General features: G+C 53.3%; 22 protein-coding genes. 2 read left to right on the forward strand and 20 right to left on the reverse strand.

From position 1 onward, the window contains the following. Positions 1–87: 87 nt before the first annotated feature. Positions 88–561: a low molecular weight protein-tyrosine-phosphatase gene (locus tag ACFSX3_RS24445; protein WP_209990219.1), complete on the reverse strand. Its 474-nt coding sequence runs from the start codon at positions 559–561 to the stop codon at positions 88–90. A 165-nt stretch (positions 562–726) separates the two neighbouring features. Here ACFSX3_RS24445 and ACFSX3_RS24450 point away from each other — a divergent pair, with 165 nt between their 5' ends. Together ACFSX3_RS24450 and ACFSX3_RS24455 are read left to right on the forward strand one after the other, a co-directional pair. Further along, on the forward strand, positions 727–1,368 hold the full coding sequence (locus ACFSX3_RS24450; RefSeq protein ID WP_209990216.1) for a thiamine diphosphokinase: 642 nt from the start codon (positions 727–729) through the stop codon (positions 1,366–1,368). Between the two features lie 281 nt (positions 1,369–1,649). Further along, on the forward strand, positions 1,650–2,189 hold the full coding sequence (locus tag ACFSX3_RS24455) for a C40 family peptidase (protein ID WP_209989765.1): 540 nt from the start codon (positions 1,650–1,652) through the stop codon (positions 2,187–2,189). 76 nt (positions 2,190–2,265) lie between these two features. Here the strand turns inward: ACFSX3_RS24455 and ACFSX3_RS24460 are convergent, their stop codons facing one another. The 19 genes from ACFSX3_RS24460 to ACFSX3_RS24550 form a co-directional block, all read right to left on the reverse strand. Then, positions 2,266–3,018, reverse strand: a complete 753-nt coding sequence (locus ACFSX3_RS24460; RefSeq protein ID WP_209989762.1) for a winged helix-turn-helix domain-containing protein — start codon at positions 3,016–3,018, stop codon at positions 2,266–2,268. A gap of 165 nt (positions 3,019–3,183) precedes the next feature. Next, a complete protein-coding gene (locus ACFSX3_RS24465; RefSeq protein ID WP_209989759.1) occupies positions 3,184–3,489 on the reverse strand; it encodes a Dabb family protein in 306 nt (101 codons plus the stop codon). A 16-nt stretch (positions 3,490–3,505) separates the two neighbouring features. Further along, a complete protein-coding gene (locus ACFSX3_RS24470; RefSeq protein ID WP_209989756.1) occupies positions 3,506–4,573 on the reverse strand; it encodes a ThiF family adenylyltransferase in 1,068 nt (355 codons plus the stop codon). An 82-nt stretch (positions 4,574–4,655) separates the two neighbouring features. Then, the gene (locus ACFSX3_RS24475) at positions 4,656–6,212 is read right to left on the reverse strand and encodes an ABC-F family ATP-binding cassette domain-containing protein (RefSeq protein WP_209989753.1); all 1,557 of its coding nucleotides are present in this window, start codon (positions 6,210–6,212) and stop codon (positions 4,656–4,658) included. Positions 6,213–6,357: 145 nt separating this feature from the next. Beyond that, entirely contained in the window at positions 6,358–6,786 is a 429-nt protein-coding gene (locus ACFSX3_RS24480) for a hypothetical protein (RefSeq protein WP_209989750.1), read from the reverse strand. Further along, a complete protein-coding gene (locus ACFSX3_RS24485; RefSeq protein WP_209989747.1) occupies positions 6,689–7,879 on the reverse strand; it encodes a serine/threonine protein kinase in 1,191 nt (396 codons plus the stop codon). Before ACFSX3_RS24485 ends, ACFSX3_RS24480 begins: the two co-directional genes overlap by 98 nt. 126 nt (positions 7,880–8,005) lie before the next feature. Next, a complete protein-coding gene (locus ACFSX3_RS24490) occupies positions 8,006–9,052 on the reverse strand; it encodes an SAM-dependent methyltransferase (protein WP_209990214.1) in 1,047 nt (348 codons plus the stop codon). Positions 9,053–9,069: 17 nt separating this feature from the next. Then, on the reverse strand, positions 9,070–9,852 hold the full coding sequence (locus ACFSX3_RS24495; protein WP_209989744.1) for an ABC transporter ATP-binding protein: 783 nt from the start codon (positions 9,850–9,852) through the stop codon (positions 9,070–9,072). Further along, entirely contained in the window at positions 9,852–10,175 is a 324-nt protein-coding gene (locus tag ACFSX3_RS24500) for a thioredoxin family protein (protein ID WP_209989742.1), read from the reverse strand. The genes ACFSX3_RS24495 and ACFSX3_RS24500 overlap by 1 nt, the downstream gene beginning before the upstream one ends. A gap of 2 nt (positions 10,176–10,177) precedes the next feature. Further along, positions 10,178–11,029, reverse strand: a complete 852-nt coding sequence (locus ACFSX3_RS24505) for a deoxyribonuclease IV (RefSeq protein WP_209989740.1) — start codon at positions 11,027–11,029, stop codon at positions 10,178–10,180. Continuing rightward, on the reverse strand, positions 11,019–11,834 hold the full coding sequence (locus ACFSX3_RS24510) for an Fpg/Nei family DNA glycosylase (RefSeq protein ID WP_209989737.1): 816 nt from the start codon (positions 11,832–11,834) through the stop codon (positions 11,019–11,021). Before ACFSX3_RS24510 ends, ACFSX3_RS24505 begins: the two co-directional genes overlap by 11 nt. Before the next feature lie 45 nt (positions 11,835–11,879). Then, positions 11,880–12,668, reverse strand: coding sequence for a TIGR01457 family HAD-type hydrolase (locus ACFSX3_RS24515; RefSeq protein WP_209989732.1), 789 nt, complete (start codon positions 12,666–12,668; stop codon positions 11,880–11,882). 292 nt (positions 12,669–12,960) lie between these two features. Further along, a complete protein-coding gene (gene rnz / locus ACFSX3_RS24520) occupies positions 12,961–13,911 on the reverse strand; it encodes a ribonuclease Z (protein WP_209989729.1) in 951 nt (316 codons plus the stop codon). 211 nt (positions 13,912–14,122) lie between these two features. Further along, complete coding sequence (gene metH / locus ACFSX3_RS24525) at positions 14,123–17,500, reverse strand: methionine synthase (protein WP_379258731.1); 3,378 nt, start codon at positions 17,498–17,500, stop codon at positions 14,123–14,125. A 169-nt stretch (positions 17,501–17,669) separates the two neighbouring features. After that, positions 17,670–18,098, reverse strand: coding sequence for a FixH family protein (locus ACFSX3_RS24530; RefSeq protein WP_339218115.1), 429 nt, complete (start codon positions 18,096–18,098; stop codon positions 17,670–17,672). Positions 18,099–18,425: 327 nt separating this feature from the next. Further along, the gene (locus ACFSX3_RS24535; RefSeq protein WP_209990208.1) at positions 18,426–19,211 is read right to left on the reverse strand and encodes an HAD family hydrolase; all 786 of its coding nucleotides are present in this window, start codon (positions 19,209–19,211) and stop codon (positions 18,426–18,428) included. A gap of 35 nt (positions 19,212–19,246) precedes the next feature. Further along, positions 19,247–19,774, reverse strand: coding sequence for a hypothetical protein (locus ACFSX3_RS24540; protein WP_209989720.1), 528 nt, complete (start codon positions 19,772–19,774; stop codon positions 19,247–19,249). A 47-nt stretch (positions 19,775–19,821) separates the two neighbouring features. Continuing rightward, entirely contained in the window at positions 19,822–20,031 is a 210-nt protein-coding gene (locus ACFSX3_RS24545) for a DUF896 domain-containing protein (protein ID WP_209989717.1), read from the reverse strand. 109 nt (positions 20,032–20,140) lie between these two features. Beyond that, positions 20,141–20,557: a LysM peptidoglycan-binding domain-containing protein gene (locus tag ACFSX3_RS24550; protein WP_209989714.1), complete on the reverse strand. Its 417-nt coding sequence runs from the start codon at positions 20,555–20,557 to the stop codon at positions 20,141–20,143. Positions 20,558–20,665: the final 108 nt, after the last annotated feature.

Below are 20,665 nucleotides of genomic sequence, written 5' to 3' on the forward strand. Positions count from 1 at the left end.
GGCATGATTGACTACGCTTTCATCGCCAGACGGACGCACGGTGCCGATCCTTCAATCATGAGGACGGCAACCGGTCCGGCTGTAGCACTATGCCTGCTGTAGCTTCTCCTGAATAATCCGTTCCAGCAGCACATCACAACCGGCATTTATTAAATCATAGACCTGCTCGAAATTTCCGGTGAAATACGGGTCAGGTACTTCACGCAGCTCCTCATCAGGCAGCAGGTCCATGAAGAACAGCAGCGTCGACTGCTCACCGCCGGGAATTTTGCGCACATTCTCTCCATTGGACTTGTCCATGCAGATGATGTATTCGAATTTCTCGAAATCCTCACCGGCTACCAGTCTTGCTCTCATATTCTCATAGCTGATGCCATGCAGATCAAGAATACGCCTTGTTCCTTCATGCGGCGCTTTCCCGATATGCCAGTCTCCGGTTCCTGCAGAATCCACAGTGATCTGATCCGCAAGCTGACGCTGCTCAATCTTATTGCGCAGCACAGCTTCTGCCATCGGCGACCTGCAAATATTCCCCAGACATACAAACAACACGTTAACGATCCCTCTCACCTCCTGCGATCTAGCATCCTTATCATCCATGACGGATGGGTGCAGCGAACCGCACTAACCTTATTTTAGCGTCAGCGCGGCAATTGTACAACTTTTGAAACTGCTATATACTGTTCAGGATGATGAACTTAAATGTACAACAAGGAGGGGAATCTATTGCCATCCGGGCGTATCGTAATCGTTGCAGGCGGTGAACTGACAGCGGAGTGCCTGCACTTATTAGATGAAGAAGATTTTATTATCGGGGCTGACCGGGGGGCACTGTTCCTGATTGACCATGGATTCACCCCCCAGCTTGCCGTTGGTGATTTCGATTCCGTCTCTCCTGAGTCCTTAGAGCGGATTCAGGCGGGAAGCAAGGAGACTATAAGCTGTGATCCGGTCAACAAAGACCTTACCGACAGTGAAATGGCCCTGGATCTTGCCCTGAACCTCCAGCCGCAGTCTATTCTGATGATCGGGGTAACGGGTTCCCGCATGGACCATACACTGGCCAGTATTCAGATGATGACAAGAGCACTGCAGCGGCAGGTAGCCTGCTCTATTATGGATGCGAACAACTATATTACGCTTACAGGTTCACAGGCGGTTGTGGAGGAACTAGGGTATACTTATGTCTCCTTGCTGCCTCTGACTCCCGAGGTTACAGGAATTACCCTGCAGGGCTTCCAATATCCTTTGGAGAATGCCACGCTCAAGTTAGGCCAGTCTCTGGCGGTAAGCAATGTGCTGCTGGAGCGCAGTGGAACCGTTCAAATTGAGAGCGGACTTCTGCTGATTATTCAGAGCAAGGACTGAATACATAGATCTTTGGAGACATCGCTGTAACCTTTGTTTCAAAATCTTAAAGTCGGGAAACCCCTTGATATTAAAGGGTTTTTCGGCTTTTTTTGTGTAGCAAATTATCTAAATATTAATATTTTGTAACTTTTAATGCGATTTTAATAAAACGCTTACATTGTATATCCCGCCTGCATTTAGCCCCTCTCTTCCATAATTTAGGTCTGCCATAACCTGCTATACTACGAATCAGACGAACGAAATTACTAGAATTCATTACAACCTTGGAGGTATACAACATGAATAAGCAACAATGGTTCAAGCAAGCAATGACAATTGGTCTGTGCACTACAATCGGGTTCAGTACCTTACTCGCAACCGGAGCAGGAACAGCCCCTGCCGCCGCTTCAGCTGTATCCGCTGATTCTGTATCTGCCGATTCCGTATCCGCATCTGCTGCCGGTTCCAAAGTGGTTAGCTTCGGCAAAAAGTACCTGGGTACGCGTTACCAGTTCGGTGCCTCCACTTCGACTACACGTTATTTTGACTGCTCCTCCTTTACTCGATATATTTTTAAAAAATATGGGGTAGATCTGCCCCGTACGTCCGTAGCCCAATCTAAAATGGGTAAATCGGTCAGCAAAGCCAATCTGCGTGTCGGCGATCTGGTGTTCTTCTCCAGCGGAAGCCGGGCCAACGGCAAGAACGTAACCCATGTGGCTGTATATGCCGGCAATGGCAAGATTCTTCACACTTACGGCTCACCCGGCGTGACCATTTCAGATCTGAATTCAGGGAACTGGAAAAAAACCTACCTGAAATCACGCCGCGTACTGTAACAGCGCGAAGTTCAAATGTAGCTTGTACCAAGAGTGTACAAATCCTAATAACCGGAGAGCTGCTTCGCAGCGGCCGTCAGCTTGTGGCCCCGCTCTCCGGTGTCCGCAGTACATATCCGGTTCCACGCACCGTATGAATCAGTTTATTCCGGCGTCCTTTATCCACCTTCAGCCGCAGATGCCGGATGTACACATCCACCACATTGGTGTCCGCATGAAAATGATACCCCCATACCTGCTGTAATATCTCAGCACGGGGACAGACTTCACCCAGATTCTCTGCCAGATAATACAGCAGATCAAACTCCTTGGGGGTCATCTTCAGCTCCGTTCCATCCCGGCTGACCTGCCGGCGGCCGGGATCGAGGAGCAATCCGTCCACCTTAAGCAGCGAGGCCGTATCTCTCCGGCGGCCTGTAAGCTTAAGTAAATTCAAAATTCTGCGTTTGAACTCACCGGTATGTACAGGCTTCTCCATATATTCGTTGCCTCCGGCATCGAAGACGGAGACAGCCGCTTCCCCTTTCATCCCAGATGCGTCCCAGGATAGGACCATCACCGGCAGAATCATCCCCTCCTTCCGCACCTCCGAGACGGCTTCCCAGCCCGCCCAGCCTCCGGGTTCATCCAGCTCCGCGAGCAGAAGCACAGGCTCACCGCCTGAGAGCAATAAGCGAAGACTATCCAGGTCTTCGCTTATTGCTGTTGTCATTCCAAGGCTATGGATGGCCTCCTCAAGCCCGGCATGGCCGGAATCCCGATCGTCAGCATCAGCTTCAAGGCTATCCGGGTGCGGTCCGGGTATGTACCATGCTATCTTTTCATTCACCGGGATAGTCCCCCTCTACCAGTCTTGCACCGGCTGTGCCGCCGCAGATGATGCTTAGAATTCCCGCAAAACAAAGAGACCATTCGGGGGAATGGTCTCTTTACGGCATTAATTATAACCTTACACAAGCGGAAACGGCTTTGCCGTCCTTTTAAAGGACGGTACCTATATTTGTACGAAATCGATCTCCTGGAATGCAGCCACCTGAATGTCCCAGCGTTCTGTTACAAATGCCTGGTGCGCCGGATGATTATTGTAGGCATCATAAGCCGCCTGATCGGCGAACTCCATCGAGAAGCCGTACTGGTGCTCACACTTGGCGCTGACCTGACGCAGCACCTCGAAATTCTCCACCACCGGAATAGCGCTAAGAATCTCAGCTCCGTCCCGCAGGAAAGCTCTGGTCTCCTCCGAATCCGGAGCGGATTTCAGTGTAAATACAGCCATATGACGGATGGTTCCTTTGTTCATTGCGTTTCTCCTCCATTTAACCGAAATACCGGTGATAATAACTGCGGGCAGCAGCGATATCACTGGTTCCATGTATTAAGGCTCTCCCGTCTGCGAACACAACCATCCGGTACGGCTCCTCAGTAAAAGAAACCAGATACGGATTGCTCTCCACCTTGCCGCTAGTCAGCCTGGACAAGCGGGCGGCCGTCTCCTCCAGATCAAGACTTCTGCGGTGTGCCGGACGGATCTGCACCGTATCCCTGCCGCACAGCACATCGCTGCGCTCTGTGTTAGCCGCCGACAGATACGGATAGCTGCGTGATTCACCACAAGAGGGACAGTCCGTCTTCTTCGCCGTCTTGACGCCAATCTCCTGCTGCTCATTACGCCAGACATCGAAGGTCAGCAGCTTGCCGCGCAGCTTGTCCTTATATCCACCGAGCAGCTTCAGCGCCTCCGCAGTTCCATTCGCTGTTACCAGCTGCACCGCTTGCGGAAGAATCCCCGCCGTATCGCAGGTATCCCCGCCCAGCGGGATCGTCCCCAGCAGACAATTCAGACAGGGGGTCTCCCCCGGCAAAATGGTATATGTAATGCCGTAACTTCCCACACAGGCTCCGTAGATCCAGGGGATGCCGTGCTTTTGCGCCAGGTCATTGATGATCAGCCGGGTGTCGAAGTTATCCGTTCCGTCCATAATCAGATCCACGCCGGGGAGCAGGCTCTCCAGCTCCTCTGCACGCACATCCAGCACATGGGCCTCAATCACAATCTCCGAATTGACTGCCATCAGCCGGGTACGGGCTGCAGCCGCCTTGGGCGTGCGCACACGGGCGTCTTCTTCCGTGTACAACTGCTGGCGCTGCAAATTGCTCCACTCCACATAGTCACGGTCCACCAGTATAAGCCGTCCTACCCCGCAGCGGGCTAAGGTCTCGGCAATGCCAGTCCCCAGCGCCCCCATGCCAACGACCAGCACACTGGAGCGTGACAGCCCCTTTTGTCCTGCTGCGCCGAACGGCGTGAAGCGGACCTGTCTTGAATATCTCCCGTCCCTGCCGGCTAATGAAGCAGGAACTGGCGTGTTTTGATTAGGACCCATCTCTGAACAGCCCCCTATGTACTTAGGTTATTGGTAAAAAAACGGGAAAAGCGCAAACCTCCACTTTTCCCGGAATCCATTGTTATACGGTCTGTGCAGACCACTGCTCTACATTCCAGACCTTCGTCACCCAATCCTCGTAAAATTCCGGTTCATGGGATACCAGCAGAATTGTGCCCTTGTATTCCTGGAGCGCCCGCTTAAGCTCAGCCTTGGCCACAATATCAAGGTGATTCGTAGGCTCATCGAACAGAATCCAGTTGCTCTCGCGCATCAGCAGCTTGCACAGGCGTACCTTGGCCTGCTCACCGCCGCTCAGCATGCTGAGCGGACGGGTAATATGTTCGTTTTTCAGCCCGCAGCGCGCCAGATGTCCACGCACTTCATTCTGGGTCAGACCGGAGAATTCACTCCACACATCTTCAATCGGCGTGATATTCTCCGCCTTCATTTCCTGCTGGAAATACGCTGAACTCAGGTAATCTCCCAAGTAGGTTTTTCCGCTGTACGTAGGGATGACACCCAGGATGGTTTTGAGCAGCGTAGATTTACCGACCCCATTGTAGCCGACAATCGCAATCTTCTCTCCGCGTTCAATCATCATATTCAGCTTGCTTGGCAGCAACGGGCGGTCATACCCAATCTCGAAATCAACGCCCTCGAACACGGTCTTGCCGCTGGCCCGGCTCTCCTTGAACTGGAACGTAGGCTTCATCGCCTCTTCCGGCTTGTCGATCCGCTCCATCTTGCCAAGCTGCTTCTCACGGCTCTTGGCCCGGCCCGAAGTGGAGGCACGCGCTTTGTTGCGCTGGATGAAATCCTCCTGCTTTTTGATGAAATCCTGCTGCTTCTCGTACGCATCAATATGCTGGGCCTTGTTCATCCCCGCCATCTCCAGGAATTTCTCGTAATTGGCCGTATAGCGGGTCAGCTTGGAGAACTCCAGATGATAGATCACATCGACCACTTTATTCATGAATTCCGTATCATGGGAGATCAGCATGAAGGCATACGGATATTGCTTCAGATAATTCGACAGCCAGTCAATATGCTCCACATCGAGATAGTTGGTAGGCTCATCGAGCAGCAGTACATTCGGTTTCTCCAGCAGCAGCTTCGCCAGCAGTACCTTGGTCCGCTGTCCCCCGCTGAGGGAAGTGACATCCCGGTCCAGACCGATCGCCGTCAGGCCCAGTCCGTTCGCCATTTCTTCAACCTTCACATCAATGAGGTAAAAGTCACCGATATCAAGCTGCTCCTGAATGTCGCCCATCTGCTCAAGCAACAGGTCCAGCTCCTCGGGAGTTGCCTCCCCCATTTTATCGGTAATCGCCAGCATCTCGTGCTCCAGCTCCAGCAGCGGCAGAAATGCATCCTTAAGCACATCGCGTACGGTTTTACCGGCGGTAAGCAGGGTATGCTGATCCAGATATCCATAACGGACCCGCGGCGTCCATTCCACCTTGCCGTTGTCCTTCAATAATTTGCCGGTCAAAATATTCATCAGCGTCGATTTGCCTACGCCGTTCGCGCCTACAATACCTACATGCTCTCCATCCAGCAGACGGAAAGACACATCCTTGAACAACACCCGGTCCCCAAAATTGTGGGAAACGTCTTCTACACTAAGTAAACTCATAATTTCTCCGCAAGCTCCTGTCTATATTGTAAATACTAAGAGGTCCATAACTTATAGATATCACTACATTTTAGCACAACTTCACCCTGCTCCGAAATAGAAATTAAGCCTAATTTCTGAAAAACAGCCGAAAAAACCTGAGAGTTCAACTTTTTTTCTGAAATATTCCAATGTGTTTTGCAGGAAAACGGCCACCCTTCATCGGTCCAAACATTGCCCTGATGGCCTGAATCAGCTTGCCTTTGCTCTGAAAAGGGTCCTGCTGAAGCGGCAGGCTGCATACGCTGGCAGGCTCAAGCAGAGAAGCCAGCAGCGCCACCGTATGCTCCCCGGCCAGCGGCAGACCGATCTGCCATTCCGGCCGGGGAGTCAGACCTCTGCGGCGCAGCCAGTGCAGAGTATCCTCCAGGCGCCAGTCTGCACCGGAGGCGATCAATAACGGGCACCTGCTGCCGGTGAACGCTTCCAGCGCCCCCTCACTTCCGCCGGTTCCAAGATCCAGGACGATGTAAGCATAGGCTTGATCCGGCAGCTGCGGGAGTCCCTCCGAAGGGGCAAGCTTCCAGTAGTCCACACCCATCCAGGTGAACGGTTGCGCCTGTGTCCCCTGAACACCGCTTATTTTCAGGGCTCCCCGCCATTTCCTTCATGCGGTTAAATACCTGCGAACCGGGACTTCCGTCTACCCATGCCGTCCGTCCCGCGGGCGACAGGCAGCGGCTGACAGCAAGCGAGGTATGCGTGGTCCCTAGCCCGGGGGATACCCCTAATACAGCCACCACAACAGCGGAATGCTGCGATTGTATGTTTTCCGCAGCCTTGCGCATTAGCGCCCGCTTATACCTTGCTTCCCCCGCACCGCCAGTTTCCAGCTGCTTGAGGGCCGCTCTTACCTCCTCAGCACTGCCATACCGTTCCTCCGGATGATACCGCAGCAGCCGTCTGATGACCGGAATCATCCGGTCCGGGAGCTGACCCTGCAGCTTGCGCTCCATCCCGGGCTGCCACGCGCTGAACTCACCGCCGGAGGCCATATACAGCAGCAGCGCGCCAAGTCCGTACAGATCCGACACCGGGCTGCTCTGCCCGCCGCCATATTGCTCCGGGGCAGCGAATCCGGCTGTTCCTAGCTTCTCCGTGTCCTCACCAGCGCTGCTCCTCAACCTGCGCGCAATCCCGAAATCAATGACCTTCAGTTCATGCTCTCCAGTCAGCATGATATTCGAAGGCTTGAGATCCCGGTAGATGATTGGCGGCTGATGGCTGTGCAAATAATGCAGCACCTCCAGCAGCTGCCGGGCATAGCTGAGGATTCGCTCTCCCGTCATTGCAGCGGGCTGCTCTGCCATATATTGATGCAGGGTGATGCCCTCAATATAATCCATCACCAGGTAGGTGTAGCCGTCAGAGTCCGGCGGGAAGAAATCCGCAATCCGCGGCAGCAGGGGGTGATGCAGTGAGATTAACAGCTCCGCTTCCGCCTGAATGGCTCCTGCACCATAACTCCCCTCCCGGATTACGCTCTCTTTAATGGCACGCAGCATGCCGGGCAGCCGTTCATCCTCCGCCAGATATACCCGGCTCATTCCACCCGTCCCTATCAGCCCGGTTACATAATAGCGCCCGCCCAGGATCTGTCCGGGACTTAACTTTCCTGTGAATTCCATCTCTTCCCCGCCTGTTCTTATAGAATGATGTGTAACGCAAAAAAGCCCCCACTGCCCGCACCCGAACCGGCACGAAGCCGGAGGTGCAGACTGCGGGATGCTTTCCCTTAATCCTGCAAATATGAATTAATACTTAATCATATAAAGTGTAATCTCATCCCGGTTGTGGAACAGCTGCTTCGCGCGCTGAACCTGCATCCGCTGGCCTTCAAACAGGGTGATAATCTCATTGATCATCGCCATTGGCTTCTTATGCATCAGCTTCACGGTAACAATTGCGCTGCCGCCCGGTGTCAGGCTGTGCAGCAGCTCTGTGACCAGCTTGGCCATCAGCTTGGGGCTCCAGCTCATATCGCAGACCAGCAGATCGAATTCATTCTCGCGGAATTTGACCTCTCCGGCATTTTTGCGCAGAATCTTGAGTGCCGGATGCTTGCGCAGGGATTCGTGCATGAGCGCCGGATCAACAGCGGTAACCTTGAGGCCGCGCTCCAGCAGGAACGAGGTCCACCCGCCCGGGGAAGCGCCGATATCGACCGCATTCTTGAAGCTGTAGAACGGAATGGCGAATTCCTTCTCCGCCTCCATCAGCTTGAATTTGGCCCGCGAGATCTGCCCGTCATCCTTACGGAAGCGGATCATGCCGCCATTCCAGCTGGACAGGTTCGCCTCCGGCCGGGATACACCGGCATATAGCGCGTCGCCGTCTGCATAGACGGAGATCACCCAAGCAGGCTCCTGCACGGTGAATTCGGCACCCAAACTATCAAGCCTGCCCTGCAGCCATTCGCGCAGCTCGCCAGGACTCTGCTCCCAGAAGGAGGACAAGCCTTTACGGACATGCAGCGCCACCTTCTCCCCTTGCAGCTCCGTACGCTGGCTTACGTATACCGCCAGCCGTTCCAGAGCCGGCAGATCGCCAGTATCCTGGAAATCTACAGGCTGAATGTGGCGCAGGAAGACCGGCAGGTTCTGTGCCAGCCGCTGCGTTACCTCCTCAGGCTCCGCCTCAAGCGTGGCCAGGAAGATTTCTCCCGGCAGCAGCAAGGTGCTTTTCACCGCTCCAAACAGACGGCGAAGCTCCTCCTGAGCATAGGGGGCGAAGCCATGGTTCGCCGTGCAGATATATCTCGAACTAATCTTGTCTTGCGGGGCAGTATCCTGCTCCGGCATGTCTTCCGTAAAATCGTTCAAATTGATGTGCCTCCAGAACTTATTTTAATCCAGGGACGGCCGTTGTCCCAATCAACCGTGACCGGAATGTCAAAGGTAGCCATCAGCATCTCCTGAGTCAACACCTCTTCCTTGGGACCGGCTCCTGCCAGCTTCCCGTCACGGATCAGCGCCACATGAGTGAAGAGCGGTACAATCTCCTCCACATGATGCGTGACATACACCACTCCAACATTACGCTGCCGCAGCTTGTCAATTTCGGCGAGCATTTTCTCCCGTTCATATAAATCCAGACCGGCACAAGGCTCGTCCATAATAAGCAGCTTAGGCTCTGCGATCAGGCAGCGGGCCAGCATAGCCTTCTTGCGCTCCCCCTGGGATAACAAGCCGAACGGATGATAGGCAAGCTCGCCGAGGTTCATCTCCTCCAGCAGCGTAAGCGCCTGGTCCTTCACAATTTGCGGAATCTCCTCGTAGAAGCGTAAATACGCATAGGCGCCAGTAGCGACAACCTCCCAGACAGGGTCGGTAAGCGAGAGCTTTTCCATCAGGGACGGGCCGATATAACCAATTTCCTTGCGCACCTCACGCAGATCGCATTGACCGTATTTGTACCCCAGCACTTCAACCGAGCCTTTGCTTGGGAACAGGTAGCCGGTCATCATTTCCAGCAGGGTGGTTTTGCCGGAGCCGTTACGCCCCAGAATGACCCAGTTCTCCCCTTGCTTCATGTCCAGCGATACATCGTCAAGAATCTGGCTCTCTTCCCTGCGCAGAGATAGATGTTGTAAAGATATCATTATGAAGTCACTCTCCTTATGTATGCCAGCACCCGTTCTACAGAGTGTATGGAATATATGATTTCAGGCTCAGCGCTGCGGTCAGCAGACACGGCCAGCAGAGCAGGCACACTTGAGATTTGATAGGTGTTCACCAGATCAGGGAGCCTATTCACATTCCCCTCCGCAATCAAAAGACCAGGCGGAAGCAAATGCTCCGCCACCTCAATCATCCGCCGGGCTGCCTTACAGGTTCCGCATAGCGGGGTATGCAGAAACAGGACAAGCGGCTCGCCCTTCGTGGCCAGCAGCTCCAGCAGCTCCGGCTGATTCATTTCCTTCATCCTCAATCCTCCCCCGCCTCAAACCAGGTCCTCACAGCAGCAATTTCCGCTCTGTGCGTGCCATCCGGTCCCTTTTCTGTTTCCATAACGATCACTTTATCAGCCAGGGCCTCCATCTTCAAAAGCTGGCTAAGCGCCGCTCCCCCGATATATCCGCTGCCGATCCCAGCATGTCTGTCCCGCCTTGAGCCGTAGGGGAACCGGGAGTCATTCAAATGCACAGCCTTCAGATTAGCCCAGTACCCCAGCCTCTCTCCGCGCATGATAAGCTCCTCCGTCTGCTCCGGATTCCAGATACCCGCAGCGTAAGCATGGCAGGTATCGAAGCAAAAGCCGATCTTCTCCGGGTAGCGGCAGAGCTCACGGACCTTGACCAGCTCTTCGGGCGTCATGCCCTCATGCCCATGATTCCCTGCCATATTCTCAAGAAGCAGCTTGGTATGCCCCGTCCAGTCTGACAGTACCTCGTTCATACATTGTATAATATTTTGATAACCCTGTAACGGCTCCATCCCGGCAAAATGTCCGAAATGCACCACAATGCCCACCGATCCGCAGGCTTCCGCTATCTCCAGATCATTGCGAAGGGAGGCAGTCATCACCTCTCTGTCTCCCGGAGCAGCAGCCAGATTCGTCGGATACGGGGTATGGGCAATGGAAGCCATCCCCTGCTCACGGCAGTATTCTGCGCAGCTGCTTGCATCGCGGTAGTCTACCGGCTTCAGCTTCAGACTGCGCGGATTCTTCGGAAAATACTGAAAACATGTAGCACCGCTCTCCCTGGCGGACCGGGCAGCCTGCCCGTACCCGCCACGTATGCTGACATGCGCCCCTATGAAGGGGCTATGCGTCATGCTGGCAATCCGGGCAATAGAATACCTTGCGTCCGGACAGCTCTGTCTTCACTATCGTTCCCCCGCCGCGCAGGCAAGGCTCGCCTTCACGGTCATACACTTTACAAGCATCATTATAAGAACCGGTCACCGTGTCGCCGGTCATGAACGGCATTTCCATATACCCGCCGATTTCAGTGGCATCCGTCAACACCTTACGCACGCTATCGTACAGCCGGGTCACTGCTTCCGGTGACAGATTCTGAACAAGCGTAGACGGAAGCAGCCGGGCTTCATAAGCAATCTCGTCGGCATAGCAGTTGCCGATTCCAGCCATTACATGCTGGTTGACCAGCAGGCTCTTCAGCGCACCGCGCCGCCCTTTGAGCAGTCCGGCGAAGCGTTCGGCCGTCATCCGGCGGTCCAGCAGCTCGGGTCCAAGCTTCCCCATTGCCGCTTCACCTTCCTTGACAGTTAGCAGATGCAGGTACCCCAGGCGCAGTCCCATGAAGTAGAGGATATGCTCACCGAATGCCAGCTCCACCTGTGTAGTACGGTCAGGACGTTCTTCCTCTGTACCATAGAACAGTAGTCCGCCCAGCATCAGATGCAGCAGCAGTCTGCGGCCGTCATGCAGGTGGAAGAGGATATGCTTGGCGCGGCGTTCCACGAATACAATTCGAGCCCCGACCAGCCCCTTCACGAATTCTTCAGTCTCCATATTAATGGTCTTTTCTCTATTTACGGTTACCCCTGTAATGGGTACATTTATTAGATGTTGGCTAAGCAGCTTTCTGTAATTCTCCATTTCCGGCAATTCCGGCATATTGTCATCTTCCCTTCTTGGATGGTCAAAAGGTCACCTTTGTCATTATACACCGAGCAGTACCATAAGTTCAGCTAAATCAGCACAAATTTCATCAGGCTTGACTCCGGTCAGCTGCTGGTAATGCTCCAGATTATCCCGGGTTGTAAGTCCCGTAAGCACCAGCACAGTCCGGCAGCCTGCGTTAGCCCCCGCCAAGATATCCGTTCTCATATTGTCGCCCACCAGCACCGCATCCTCCGGCTTGATGCCGAGCAGAGATGTCGCATACGTCACCAGATGCGTCTCCGGCTTGCCGATGACCACGGGTGCCACACCGCTGGCTGCTTCAATAGCTGCACCAATCGTACCTGCACCGGGCATCACTCCGTCATCGGAGGGAAGCATCAGGTCGGGATTGGTCAGGACGAATCTGGCCCCTTCACGAATCCAGCGCGAGGCGCGGGCCAGGGCTTCATATGTAAAAGAACGGTCGATCCCCTGCACGACATACTGCGGATGCTCGGTGACCAGAGTTAACCCTGCCTCTGTGCAGGCTTCCACCAGCCCCTCTTCTCCAAGTATCGCCACGGATGCTCCTGGAGATTCTCCAGCAATATAACGGGCGGCAGCCAGCGACGAGGTGCAGACCTCTTCCGGCTTTGCTTCAATGCCCATTGCGCGTAAGTGTCCAGCTACACTGGCTGGTGTCCGTGAAGAGTTGTTCGTCACAAACAGGAACGGGATACCGGCTGTCCGCAGCGCTTCTATCAGCTGCTGCGCCCCGGGGATCATTCTTCCGCCATGATACAAGGTGCCATCCAGATCAATTAACAAGCCTCCGATATTGTTCATAACTCCTCCTGTAGACTAGAACTAAGTGGTTCATCTTATTTATTATTAATTATATGAACTATATTTCAGAGCAGCGGGAGCTTCTCCGGGAAGCGCGCTGCGAATGGATTTATTGCCCGCCTGTTGCGATTTTTAACCGCTTTGTTTCGGCATTTTCTCTACTGCTTCGTACCCTTAATCCTTAGCTTTTACTTTAAATTTAACGTTCTTCGTCGAACGCTAGCGAACTCCTGCATCCCCCGGCTGTTTTTGGCACAGCCCTGTCATTTCCTGCGCTTTCCCGGAAAATAATTCATTCCCCAGGGTCATTTCCCGGGGTTCTCCGGTAGACCGGGAAGGTGCAGAATTCCTCTGCCAGCAGTGTATTCGGGAAGATCTCCTGCGCTTCCTTCAGCAGCGGAGCGAGCTCCTCCTGCGAAGTATAACGCGAGCTGAAGTGGGTCAGCAGCAGCTCAGCCCCGCCTGCATCCCTTGCCAGTTCCGCGGCTTGCCGTGCTGTACTGTGATGATATTGATGGGCCATTTCCGCCAGTTCATGGGCAAATGTCGCCTCATGAATAATGAGATCAGCATCCTGCGCCAGCGGCAGTGAACCCGCACAAGGCCTGGTATCTCCCAGAATAACTACGATACGTCCGCGCTTGGGAGCATGGATCACCTCGGCCGCCCGGATTAGCACGCCTTCATCGGTAGTGATGTCCTCGCCTTTTTTTAACCGGCCATACAGCGGTCCCGGCTTCAGTCCATAGCTCTTGAGAAGTTCTGTATTCAGGTTACCCGGACTGTCCTTCTCCGTGACCCGGTAGCCATAGCTGTCAATCCGGTGCTCCAACAGCCCCGCTTCCACCTTGAAGGTCTCATCCTCAAAAATCAGCCCGCCGCTGTGCTCCACAATCTCCAGCTTATAAGGAATGCGGGACTGGCTGACAGACAGCGATATGTCCAGATATGCCTTGAGCCCGGGAGGTCCGTACACCGTAAGCGGTGAAGTCCCGCCCTGGTAGCCCCTGCTGGAGATGAGTCCGGGCAGGCCAAACAGATGATCACCGTGCAGATGGGTGATAAACAGCTTCTCCAGCTTGCCCAGCCGCAGCGGCGAACGCAGAACCTGATGCTGTGTTCCTTCCCCGCAGTCGAACATCCAGAAGGTGCGCCGTTCTTCAAGCAGCCGGAGCGCAACCGAAGTCACATTGCGCTGCAGCGTCGGCACCCCGGCATTCGTTCCCAAAAAATAGATTTCCATCATGCCCCTCCTCTCTCGCTTCTAAGGTCTTGATTACTTTTTGTGATCTTGCCCGTTCTTATGACAAGAATTCTACTCTGTTTTGGCTGCAAAAGCATCTTTTACAGCGCCTCGAAGGTAATTCTTATACTCCAACAAAAAACCTCCCGGTAACGGGAGGTTCCGAAAAGTCAGGGCAAAGCCCCTTCTGGACGGTGAGCATGCGGAAGGCTTAGAGCTTCTCCACATTGAAGTATTGCGCTTCCGGGTGGGCAAAGACCATCGCGGAGACCGAAGCCTCCGGCTCCATCATGAAGCCCTCGGTAAGCTGCACGCCGATATCCTCGGGCTTCAGGAGCTTGAATAACGGCCCCTGATCCTCCAGATCCGGGCAGGCCGGGTAGCCGAAGGATACCCGGATACCCTGGTAACGTGCGCCGTGTCTTTGCTTCATCGTCATATCTGCCGGGTCCGGGAACCCCCAGGTATCGCGCATCATATGATGGACACGTTCAGCCAACCCTTCCGCGACCTCAAGAGCGACAGCCTGCAGAGCATGGGAACGGAGATAATCTCCCTTATCCTTAAGTACAGTCGATAATTCACGGACGCCATGGCCCGCAGTAACCACCAGGAAGCCTACATAGTCCATGACCCCGCTCTCCACTGGCTTCAGGAAGTCAGCAAGACAGAGATACGGCTCCACATTCTGGCGCGGGAAGGTGAAGGTATGCAGCACCTTTGCCTGATCCTGCGGATCATAGATCAGAATGTCATTGCCGCGTGACTGGGCCGGGAAGAACTGGTACATCGCATGCGGCACGATCGTGCCCTCGAGCATCGCCTGATGCAGAATATCGTCCACGGTCTCTTTCAATTCTACGGTACGCGGATCCCGCGCTGCCAGTTGCGCCTCTACAGAACCGCGCAGACCAAGATGATGGCCGAGCAACATCTGCATATTCACATAAGGAATCACATGTCCCAGCGGATAACCCCGCAGGACATGACGCTCCACATCGGGTGGGATGAACACTGGGGCATCCCCCGAGATCTTGGAGCGGACTGCCCGCGTAAGCTCGGGAAGGGGCGCTTGCGGAGCGACAGCTACGGCAGCCTCAGCCTCCTCGCGGACCTCCTCCTCAATCTTCACCCGCTCCAGCGGGTTCATCAGCCGGTTGGCAATATCCAGACCATCCATGGCATCCTTGGCATATAAGACGAGCCCGTCATATTCCGGACGGATTCGGGTCTTGGTGAATTTGCGGGTCAATGCCGCACCACCCACCATAATCGGCACATCAATACCGGCGGCGCGCAGATCCTGCGCAGTCAGCACCATCTGCTGGGCCGACTTTACCAACAGACCGGATAAGCCGATGGCGTCAGCTTTTTCCTTGCGGAAGGCTTCAATAATATTCTCTGGCGGAACCTTGATCCCCAGATTGACGATCTCATAACCGTTGTTGGAGAGAATAATCTCGACCAGGTTTTTGCCGATATCATGCACATCACCCTTGACAGTTGCAAGCATAATTCTCCCTTTAACAGAGGTCTCATCCTTCTGCATGAACTGTTCCAGATGATTCACAGAGGCCTTCATAACCTCCGCGCTCTGCAGCACCTCGGCCACAATTAATTCATTGTTATTGAACAGCCGCCCGACCTCAGACATCCCCGCCATCAGCGGACCATTAATGATCTCCAGCGGAGCCGATGTCTTCAGCGCTTCATCCAGATCCGGGATCAGACCCTCCTTAGTGCCTTCTACCACATAGGAAGCAAGGCGCTCCTCCAAGGAGAGATTGGAGATTTTCTCCTTCTTCTCTATCTTCTTGCCGCGAAAAGCCGCCACAAACGCAGACAAGGTATCGTCATTTGTATTATAGATCAGCTCTTCAGCGAGCTTCCGCTCTTCTTCAGAGATCGATGCATACCGCTCCACCTTCTCCGTGTTCACAATGGCATAATCCAGCCCCGCCTTGGTGCACTCGTACAGGAATACCGAGTTCAGAACCTCGCGGCCGGCTTCCGGCAGACCGAAGGAGACATTGCTGATGCCGAGAATGGTGTGAACAGCGGGCATAGCCTCCTTGATCAGACGAATACCGTCAATCGTCTCCTTGGCGGAGCCGATATACTGCTCATCCCCGGTTCCTACAGGGAACACAAGGGTATCGAAGATCAGATCCTCGGGAGCCAGACCATATTTGTTGACCAGCAAATCGTAGGAACGTCTGGCCACCTCCAGCTTGTCTTTAGCCAAGATGGCCTGGCCGGTCTCATCGATGGTACCTACTACAATCGCTGCCCCGTATTTATGAATCAGTGGCGTGACAAGCTCGAACTTCTCTTCACCATCTTCAAGGTTAATGGAGTTAATGATCGCTTTGCCCTGACAATACTGCAAGGCCAAATCAATAACCTTCGGGTCCGTCGTATCGATCATTAACGGCACCTTGACCTTCTTCACGACCAGCTCCAGGAACCGCATAATGTCTTCCGTCTCATCCCGGTCCGGGTCCTGGACGCAGACATCAATAACCTGTGCGCCACTCTTCACCTGGGCACGGGCAATCTCCGAAGCTTCCTCATATTTTCCCTCAACGATTAGACGTTTGAACTTCCGGGAACCAAGAACATTGGTCCGTTCACCGACCATGTATGGACGGTTCTCACTCTCCACGTACACCGGCTCGATCCCCGACAAGGCCGGGGGATGCTGGCCATCAAGCTTGCGCGGCGGGTAGGCCGCCATAACTTCAGCCATCGCACGTATATGATCCGGTGTGGTTCCGCAGCAGCCGCCGGCAATGTTCAGCCAGCCCTTCTCGGCGAAGCCGCCCAGCTTACGGGCCAGGGAATCCGGGGACTCATGATAATTCCCGTTCTCATCCGGCAGACCCGCATTCGGGTAGCAGCTGACGGCTGCAGAAGAGATCGCGGACAGCGAGCGGATGTGATCACGCATGAACTCCGGTCCTGTAGCACAGTTCAATCCGATGGACACTGGCTTCAGATGCTCCAGTGAAATATAGAAGGCTTCGATATTCTGTCCAGCCAGCGTGGTTCCCATAGGTTCAATGGTCCCCGAGATCATCACCGGCAGCGTAATTCCGCTCTTCTCGAAGGCGTTACGGATACCAATGCTTCCAGCCTTCACGTTCAGAGTATCCTGGGATGTCTCCAGCAGCAGCGCGTCCACCTTGCCGTCGATCAGGGCAACCGCCTGTTCTTCATAGCTGTCTACAAGGTCCTTGAACGTGACTCCTCCGGTGACAGAGAGCGTTTTCGTGGTCGGTCCCATAGCTCCAACTACATAACGCGGGCGCTGCGGTGTATCATATTTATCTGCGGCATTACGTGCAAGTCTGGCGGCCGCAAGGTTAATCTCCCGGGCACGATCCTGTATATCATATTCGGCAAGCACCACTGAAGTGGCACCGAAGGTGTTCGTCTCAATCAGATCCGCACCGGCCTCCAGGTATTTCTCATGAATATCCTGTATAACCTCCGGCCGGGTCAGCACCAGCATTTCATTACAGCCATCCAGGTCATCCCCGCCGAAATCCTCGCCGGTGAGCGGCACCTGTTGAATCATGGTACCCATAGCTCCATCCAGTATCAATATGCGCTGCTGCAAGCTCTCAGCAAGTGTGTATTTGGCCACTTTCCATCCCCCCAGTGAAACATTAGAGTAATTTTAGCAGAATAAAGGGATTTCGGAAAGCCTTCCTTTCCACCCTGCTTTATTTGTATTTCCATTGATTTCAATTCTATTACGGCGCTACCACAAGTTTCTTACTCGGCATGGAATGCTGCGTCCGGGCAGTCACATGTGAAGTGACACTGAATTCGCCCGCCTCTTCAAAGGTGTGCTCCCCGACATAAGCCCCTTCTCCAGCACTTTCACCCTTGATTTCAACCTTCTGGGTCTTATCCGCTGCCTCGTTGACCTCAAACATTACTTCTCTAGCATCATCTACCGGTTCACCGTCCTGTGTCACCACAGCCTTGAAGCTAACTGCCGTACCTGCGTTTACTTGCTCCGGGGTCCAGCTCAGCTCCACCTTAATCGGTGACATGGAGGAGTTAGCCGCAGCATGCATCTGCATCTGCATCTCATCTTCCTTATTCCCCGAGCATCCGGCAAGCGTCATCCCCATCACTATGCATATAAGTCCCCTGCGTATCCTTGGCTTCATCATCTGAAGTCCTCCCGGTTCATAGGTAGATTCTTCTTCATCCATGGAACATATCAATTCTATATTACAATGAAAGTCAGATCGCTACTCTTCTTATTATACACATTTTATTCAATTTGCCTTAAAGAAGCTGCATGATTCACTCCTTAACATGAGAATAGTCATATCCTTGATTGTGAGCACTAGGGTGGACGCTCCGCGAACGGACCGTTGTTTAAGCGGGGTGCGAAAATACTTTTTAAATAAAAAAACAAAGAGCAACAATTCTCCAGTGACGGGAGGACCGTTGCTCTTTGACCTTTTACAATTTTAAAAACACAGATGTTTCAATTATAAGGAGTCTACCAGCGGCAGAAGCTCTGAAAGATGGCTGATCTGGTAATCCGGCGTAATCTCCGGGTCGGAGGCTTTCGCATTACGGTTGATCCAGACCGTGGTCAGTCCGGCAGACAAGCCACCAAGAATATCCGTAGTAAGCTTATCGCCAACCATTACACCTTGCTCCGGAGCAATATCCAGCAGGCCGAGCGCATGCTCGAAGATTCCTTTGTCCGGCTTGCCTTTGCCGAAACTTCCCGAAATCACAATATGGTCAAAATACGGAGTAAGCTCCGGTACACCATCCAGCTTCTCCTGCTGAAGTGCCGGGCAGCCGTTCGTCAGCAGCAGCAGCTTCACCTTACCACGCAGCTCGTCCAGCACCTGAAGGGTCTCTTCATAGATATAGGGACGGCTGCGGCGCTCAGCGGCGAACTTGTCGGCCAGCCGGGCAGCCAGCGCTTCATCCTCAACTCCGAGCGAGGCCAGGCCACGGCGCCAGGATTCGGTACGGTAGACGGGGGCAAGCTGTTCCAGTTGACGGAATTCCGGCTGTTCACCGGCAGTGAAGTTAGCCCACAGCGCTTCATAAGGATTAATACCGATCAGCTTCGTGAATGGATACGTCTCATAGGATTCATAGAGTGCACGGGCTTCCCTGCGCACAGCAGCTTCCAGCTCCTGCGGATCAACGGAATCTCCGGCAGCCTCAGAAGCGCAGCGGAAGGCTTCTTCCACGCTACGGTCATCCCACAGCAGTGTGTCGTCAAGGTCAAATAGTACGGCGGTAATCGGCATTTGTTCTCCCACTCCCTATATCCTGATCTGTCTTCCTATTCGTGCACGACTTCAATGTTGTTGTTCTTGGCGAATTGCTCCAGACGTTCACCCATTGCAGCGGTGTCATAACGGTTAATCAGCTTGGAGAAAATCCACTGCTTGCGCTTGCCCTTATACTTAATAGTAACTACACTGCGCGATAAGGTGATCTTCTCAATATCCGCCGCAGGCAGGAAGCGTTCGCGGTTATATTTAATAGTAGAAATACGCGCACGTTCAACCTTAAGGAACGGACGGCGGAAGAACAGCAGCGCAGCGAGCAGGAAATACAGCACTACACCCAGCCAGTTGGCCAGAATCCCGCTTCCTTTTGCTTCGTCAATCGAGCCGACCACCCAGAACATGATGCCAAGCAGCATCAATACAACGGGGAATATAATATTCCGGCCTTTGAAAATATCGATGCTTTTTGCGGTAGCCTTAGTGCTGGAAGCATAAATGGAATCCTTCCCCTGCTTCTTTCTTTGCTGGTTAATTTGCTTTGTGTTGCGTTGAACCATTCTTTCCCAAGAACGGGCCATGTGAGTTCCCCCTAGTCATCCTGTATTATCTATGAAAAGGCAACAGGCTAATGCTTAAGTCCGTTATTGCCTTCTTCATGCTCCGGATTGTCCACAATTTCGATGGTATTAAGCTGGGCCCGAAAGTTGCTGCGGATATTCCCCAGGTAAATCTCACGGAGCTTGGCACGTTCGGCCAATTCCTCTTCATTCAGGCCGCCGTTCTTAGCTTTGCGTGCCAGTTCATTGATGCGTGCGACCAATTCGTCAATATTCAATACGTTTCCCTCCCTCTAAATTCATTTTAACTTTGCCATGAGAAAAAGAGCTTGTCAAGGTCTACCCCCTGAAAGCTCTTTGAGTCGATCATTAGTCTGCTTCATTCCTTCAGTATAAAGGTAAAATCAGAATATCTCCGGCCTTAATGACGCTGTTCTCCAAATGATTCGTCTTCATTATTCCTTCTATATATACGGCTGTCTTCATGTCCTCAGGCTTGTTACTTAACGCAAGGCTCCATAAGGTATCCCCTCGTTCGACTACGATCCGCTTATCTGGCTTCATGGAAGAGACCGAACCGGCAAAAACATTCCCCACCACAGTGAATCCCGAAATAACAAGCATCAGCACCAGAACCATCTTCATCAGGCTGACCTGACGGAATAACCATGAGAGCGCAGCGAGAGTATGAAGAATCGCATCCTTGATCTTGCTAACATAATTATGAGCAGTTGGATTACCGGGAGCGGACACCTTGATATCCTCATTATTATAGATGCTGTTGTATGTACTATACTTTAACATTATCATCATCCTCCAAACACATGTTCTTGCTTTCGAAAATAATATAACACGAACATGTGTTTCGATCAATAGTTTTTTCGGAACGTTTGTTCTCTTTATTTTCACTCT

It is taken from the genome of Paenibacillus rhizoplanae (genome assembly GCF_042684125.1).
Classification (GTDB): domain Bacteria; phylum Bacillota; class Bacilli; order Paenibacillales; family Paenibacillaceae; genus Paenibacillus_AQ; species Paenibacillus_AQ rhizoplanae.

Excerpts from the sequence above, each read along its gene's own strand:
- ACFSX3_RS24510 (WP_209989737.1), bottom strand. The coding sequence starts at position 11,834 with ATGCCGGAATTGCCGGAAATGGAGAATTACAGAAAGCTGCTTAGCCAA.
- ACFSX3_RS24455 (WP_209989765.1), top strand. The coding sequence starts at position 1,650 with ATGAATAAGCAACAATGGTTCAAGCAAGCAATGACAATTGGTCTGTGC.
- ACFSX3_RS24505 (WP_209989740.1), bottom strand. The coding sequence starts at position 11,029 with ATGACGCATAGCCCCTTCATAGGGGCGCATGTCAGCATACGTGGCGGG.
- ACFSX3_RS24485 (WP_209989747.1), bottom strand. The coding sequence starts at position 7,879 with ATGGAATTCACAGGAAAGTTAAGTCCCGGACAGATCCTGGGCGGGCGC.
- metH (WP_379258731.1), bottom strand. The coding sequence starts at position 17,500 with ATGGGTACCATGATTCAACAGGTGCCGCTCACCGGCGAGGATTTCGGC.
- ACFSX3_RS24535 (WP_209990208.1), bottom strand. The coding sequence starts at position 19,211 with ATGCCGATTACCGCCGTACTATTTGACCTTGACGACACACTGCTGTGG.
- ACFSX3_RS24495 (WP_209989744.1), bottom strand. The coding sequence starts at position 9,852 with ATGATATCTTTACAACATCTATCTCTGCGCAGGGAAGAGAGCCAGATT.
- rnz (WP_209989729.1), bottom strand. The coding sequence starts at position 13,911 with ATGGAAATCTATTTTTTGGGAACGAATGCCGGGGTGCCGACGCTGCAG.
- ACFSX3_RS24515 (WP_209989732.1), bottom strand. The coding sequence starts at position 12,668 with ATGAACAATATCGGAGGCTTGTTAATTGATCTGGATGGCACCTTGTAT.
- ACFSX3_RS24540 (WP_209989720.1), bottom strand. The coding sequence starts at position 19,774 with ATGGCCCGTTCTTGGGAAAGAATGGTTCAACGCAACACAAAGCAAATT.
- ACFSX3_RS24550 (WP_209989714.1), bottom strand. The coding sequence starts at position 20,557 with ATGTTAAAGTATAGTACATACAACAGCATCTATAATAATGAGGATATC.
- ACFSX3_RS24475 (WP_209989753.1), bottom strand. The coding sequence starts at position 6,212 with ATGAGTTTACTTAGTGTAGAAGACGTTTCCCACAATTTTGGGGACCGG.
- ACFSX3_RS24470 (WP_209989756.1), bottom strand. The coding sequence starts at position 4,573 with ATGGGTCCTAATCAAAACACGCCAGTTCCTGCTTCATTAGCCGGCAGG.
- ACFSX3_RS24490 (WP_209990214.1), bottom strand. The coding sequence starts at position 9,052 with ATGCCGGAGCAGGATACTGCCCCGCAAGACAAGATTAGTTCGAGATAT.
- ACFSX3_RS24465 (WP_209989759.1), bottom strand. The coding sequence starts at position 3,489 with ATGAACAAAGGAACCATCCGTCATATGGCTGTATTTACACTGAAATCC.
- ACFSX3_RS24500 (WP_209989742.1), bottom strand. The coding sequence starts at position 10,175 with ATGAAGGAAATGAATCAGCCGGAGCTGCTGGAGCTGCTGGCCACGAAG.
- ACFSX3_RS24530 (WP_339218115.1), bottom strand. The coding sequence starts at position 18,098 with ATGATGAAGCCAAGGATACGCAGGGGACTTATATGCATAGTGATGGGG.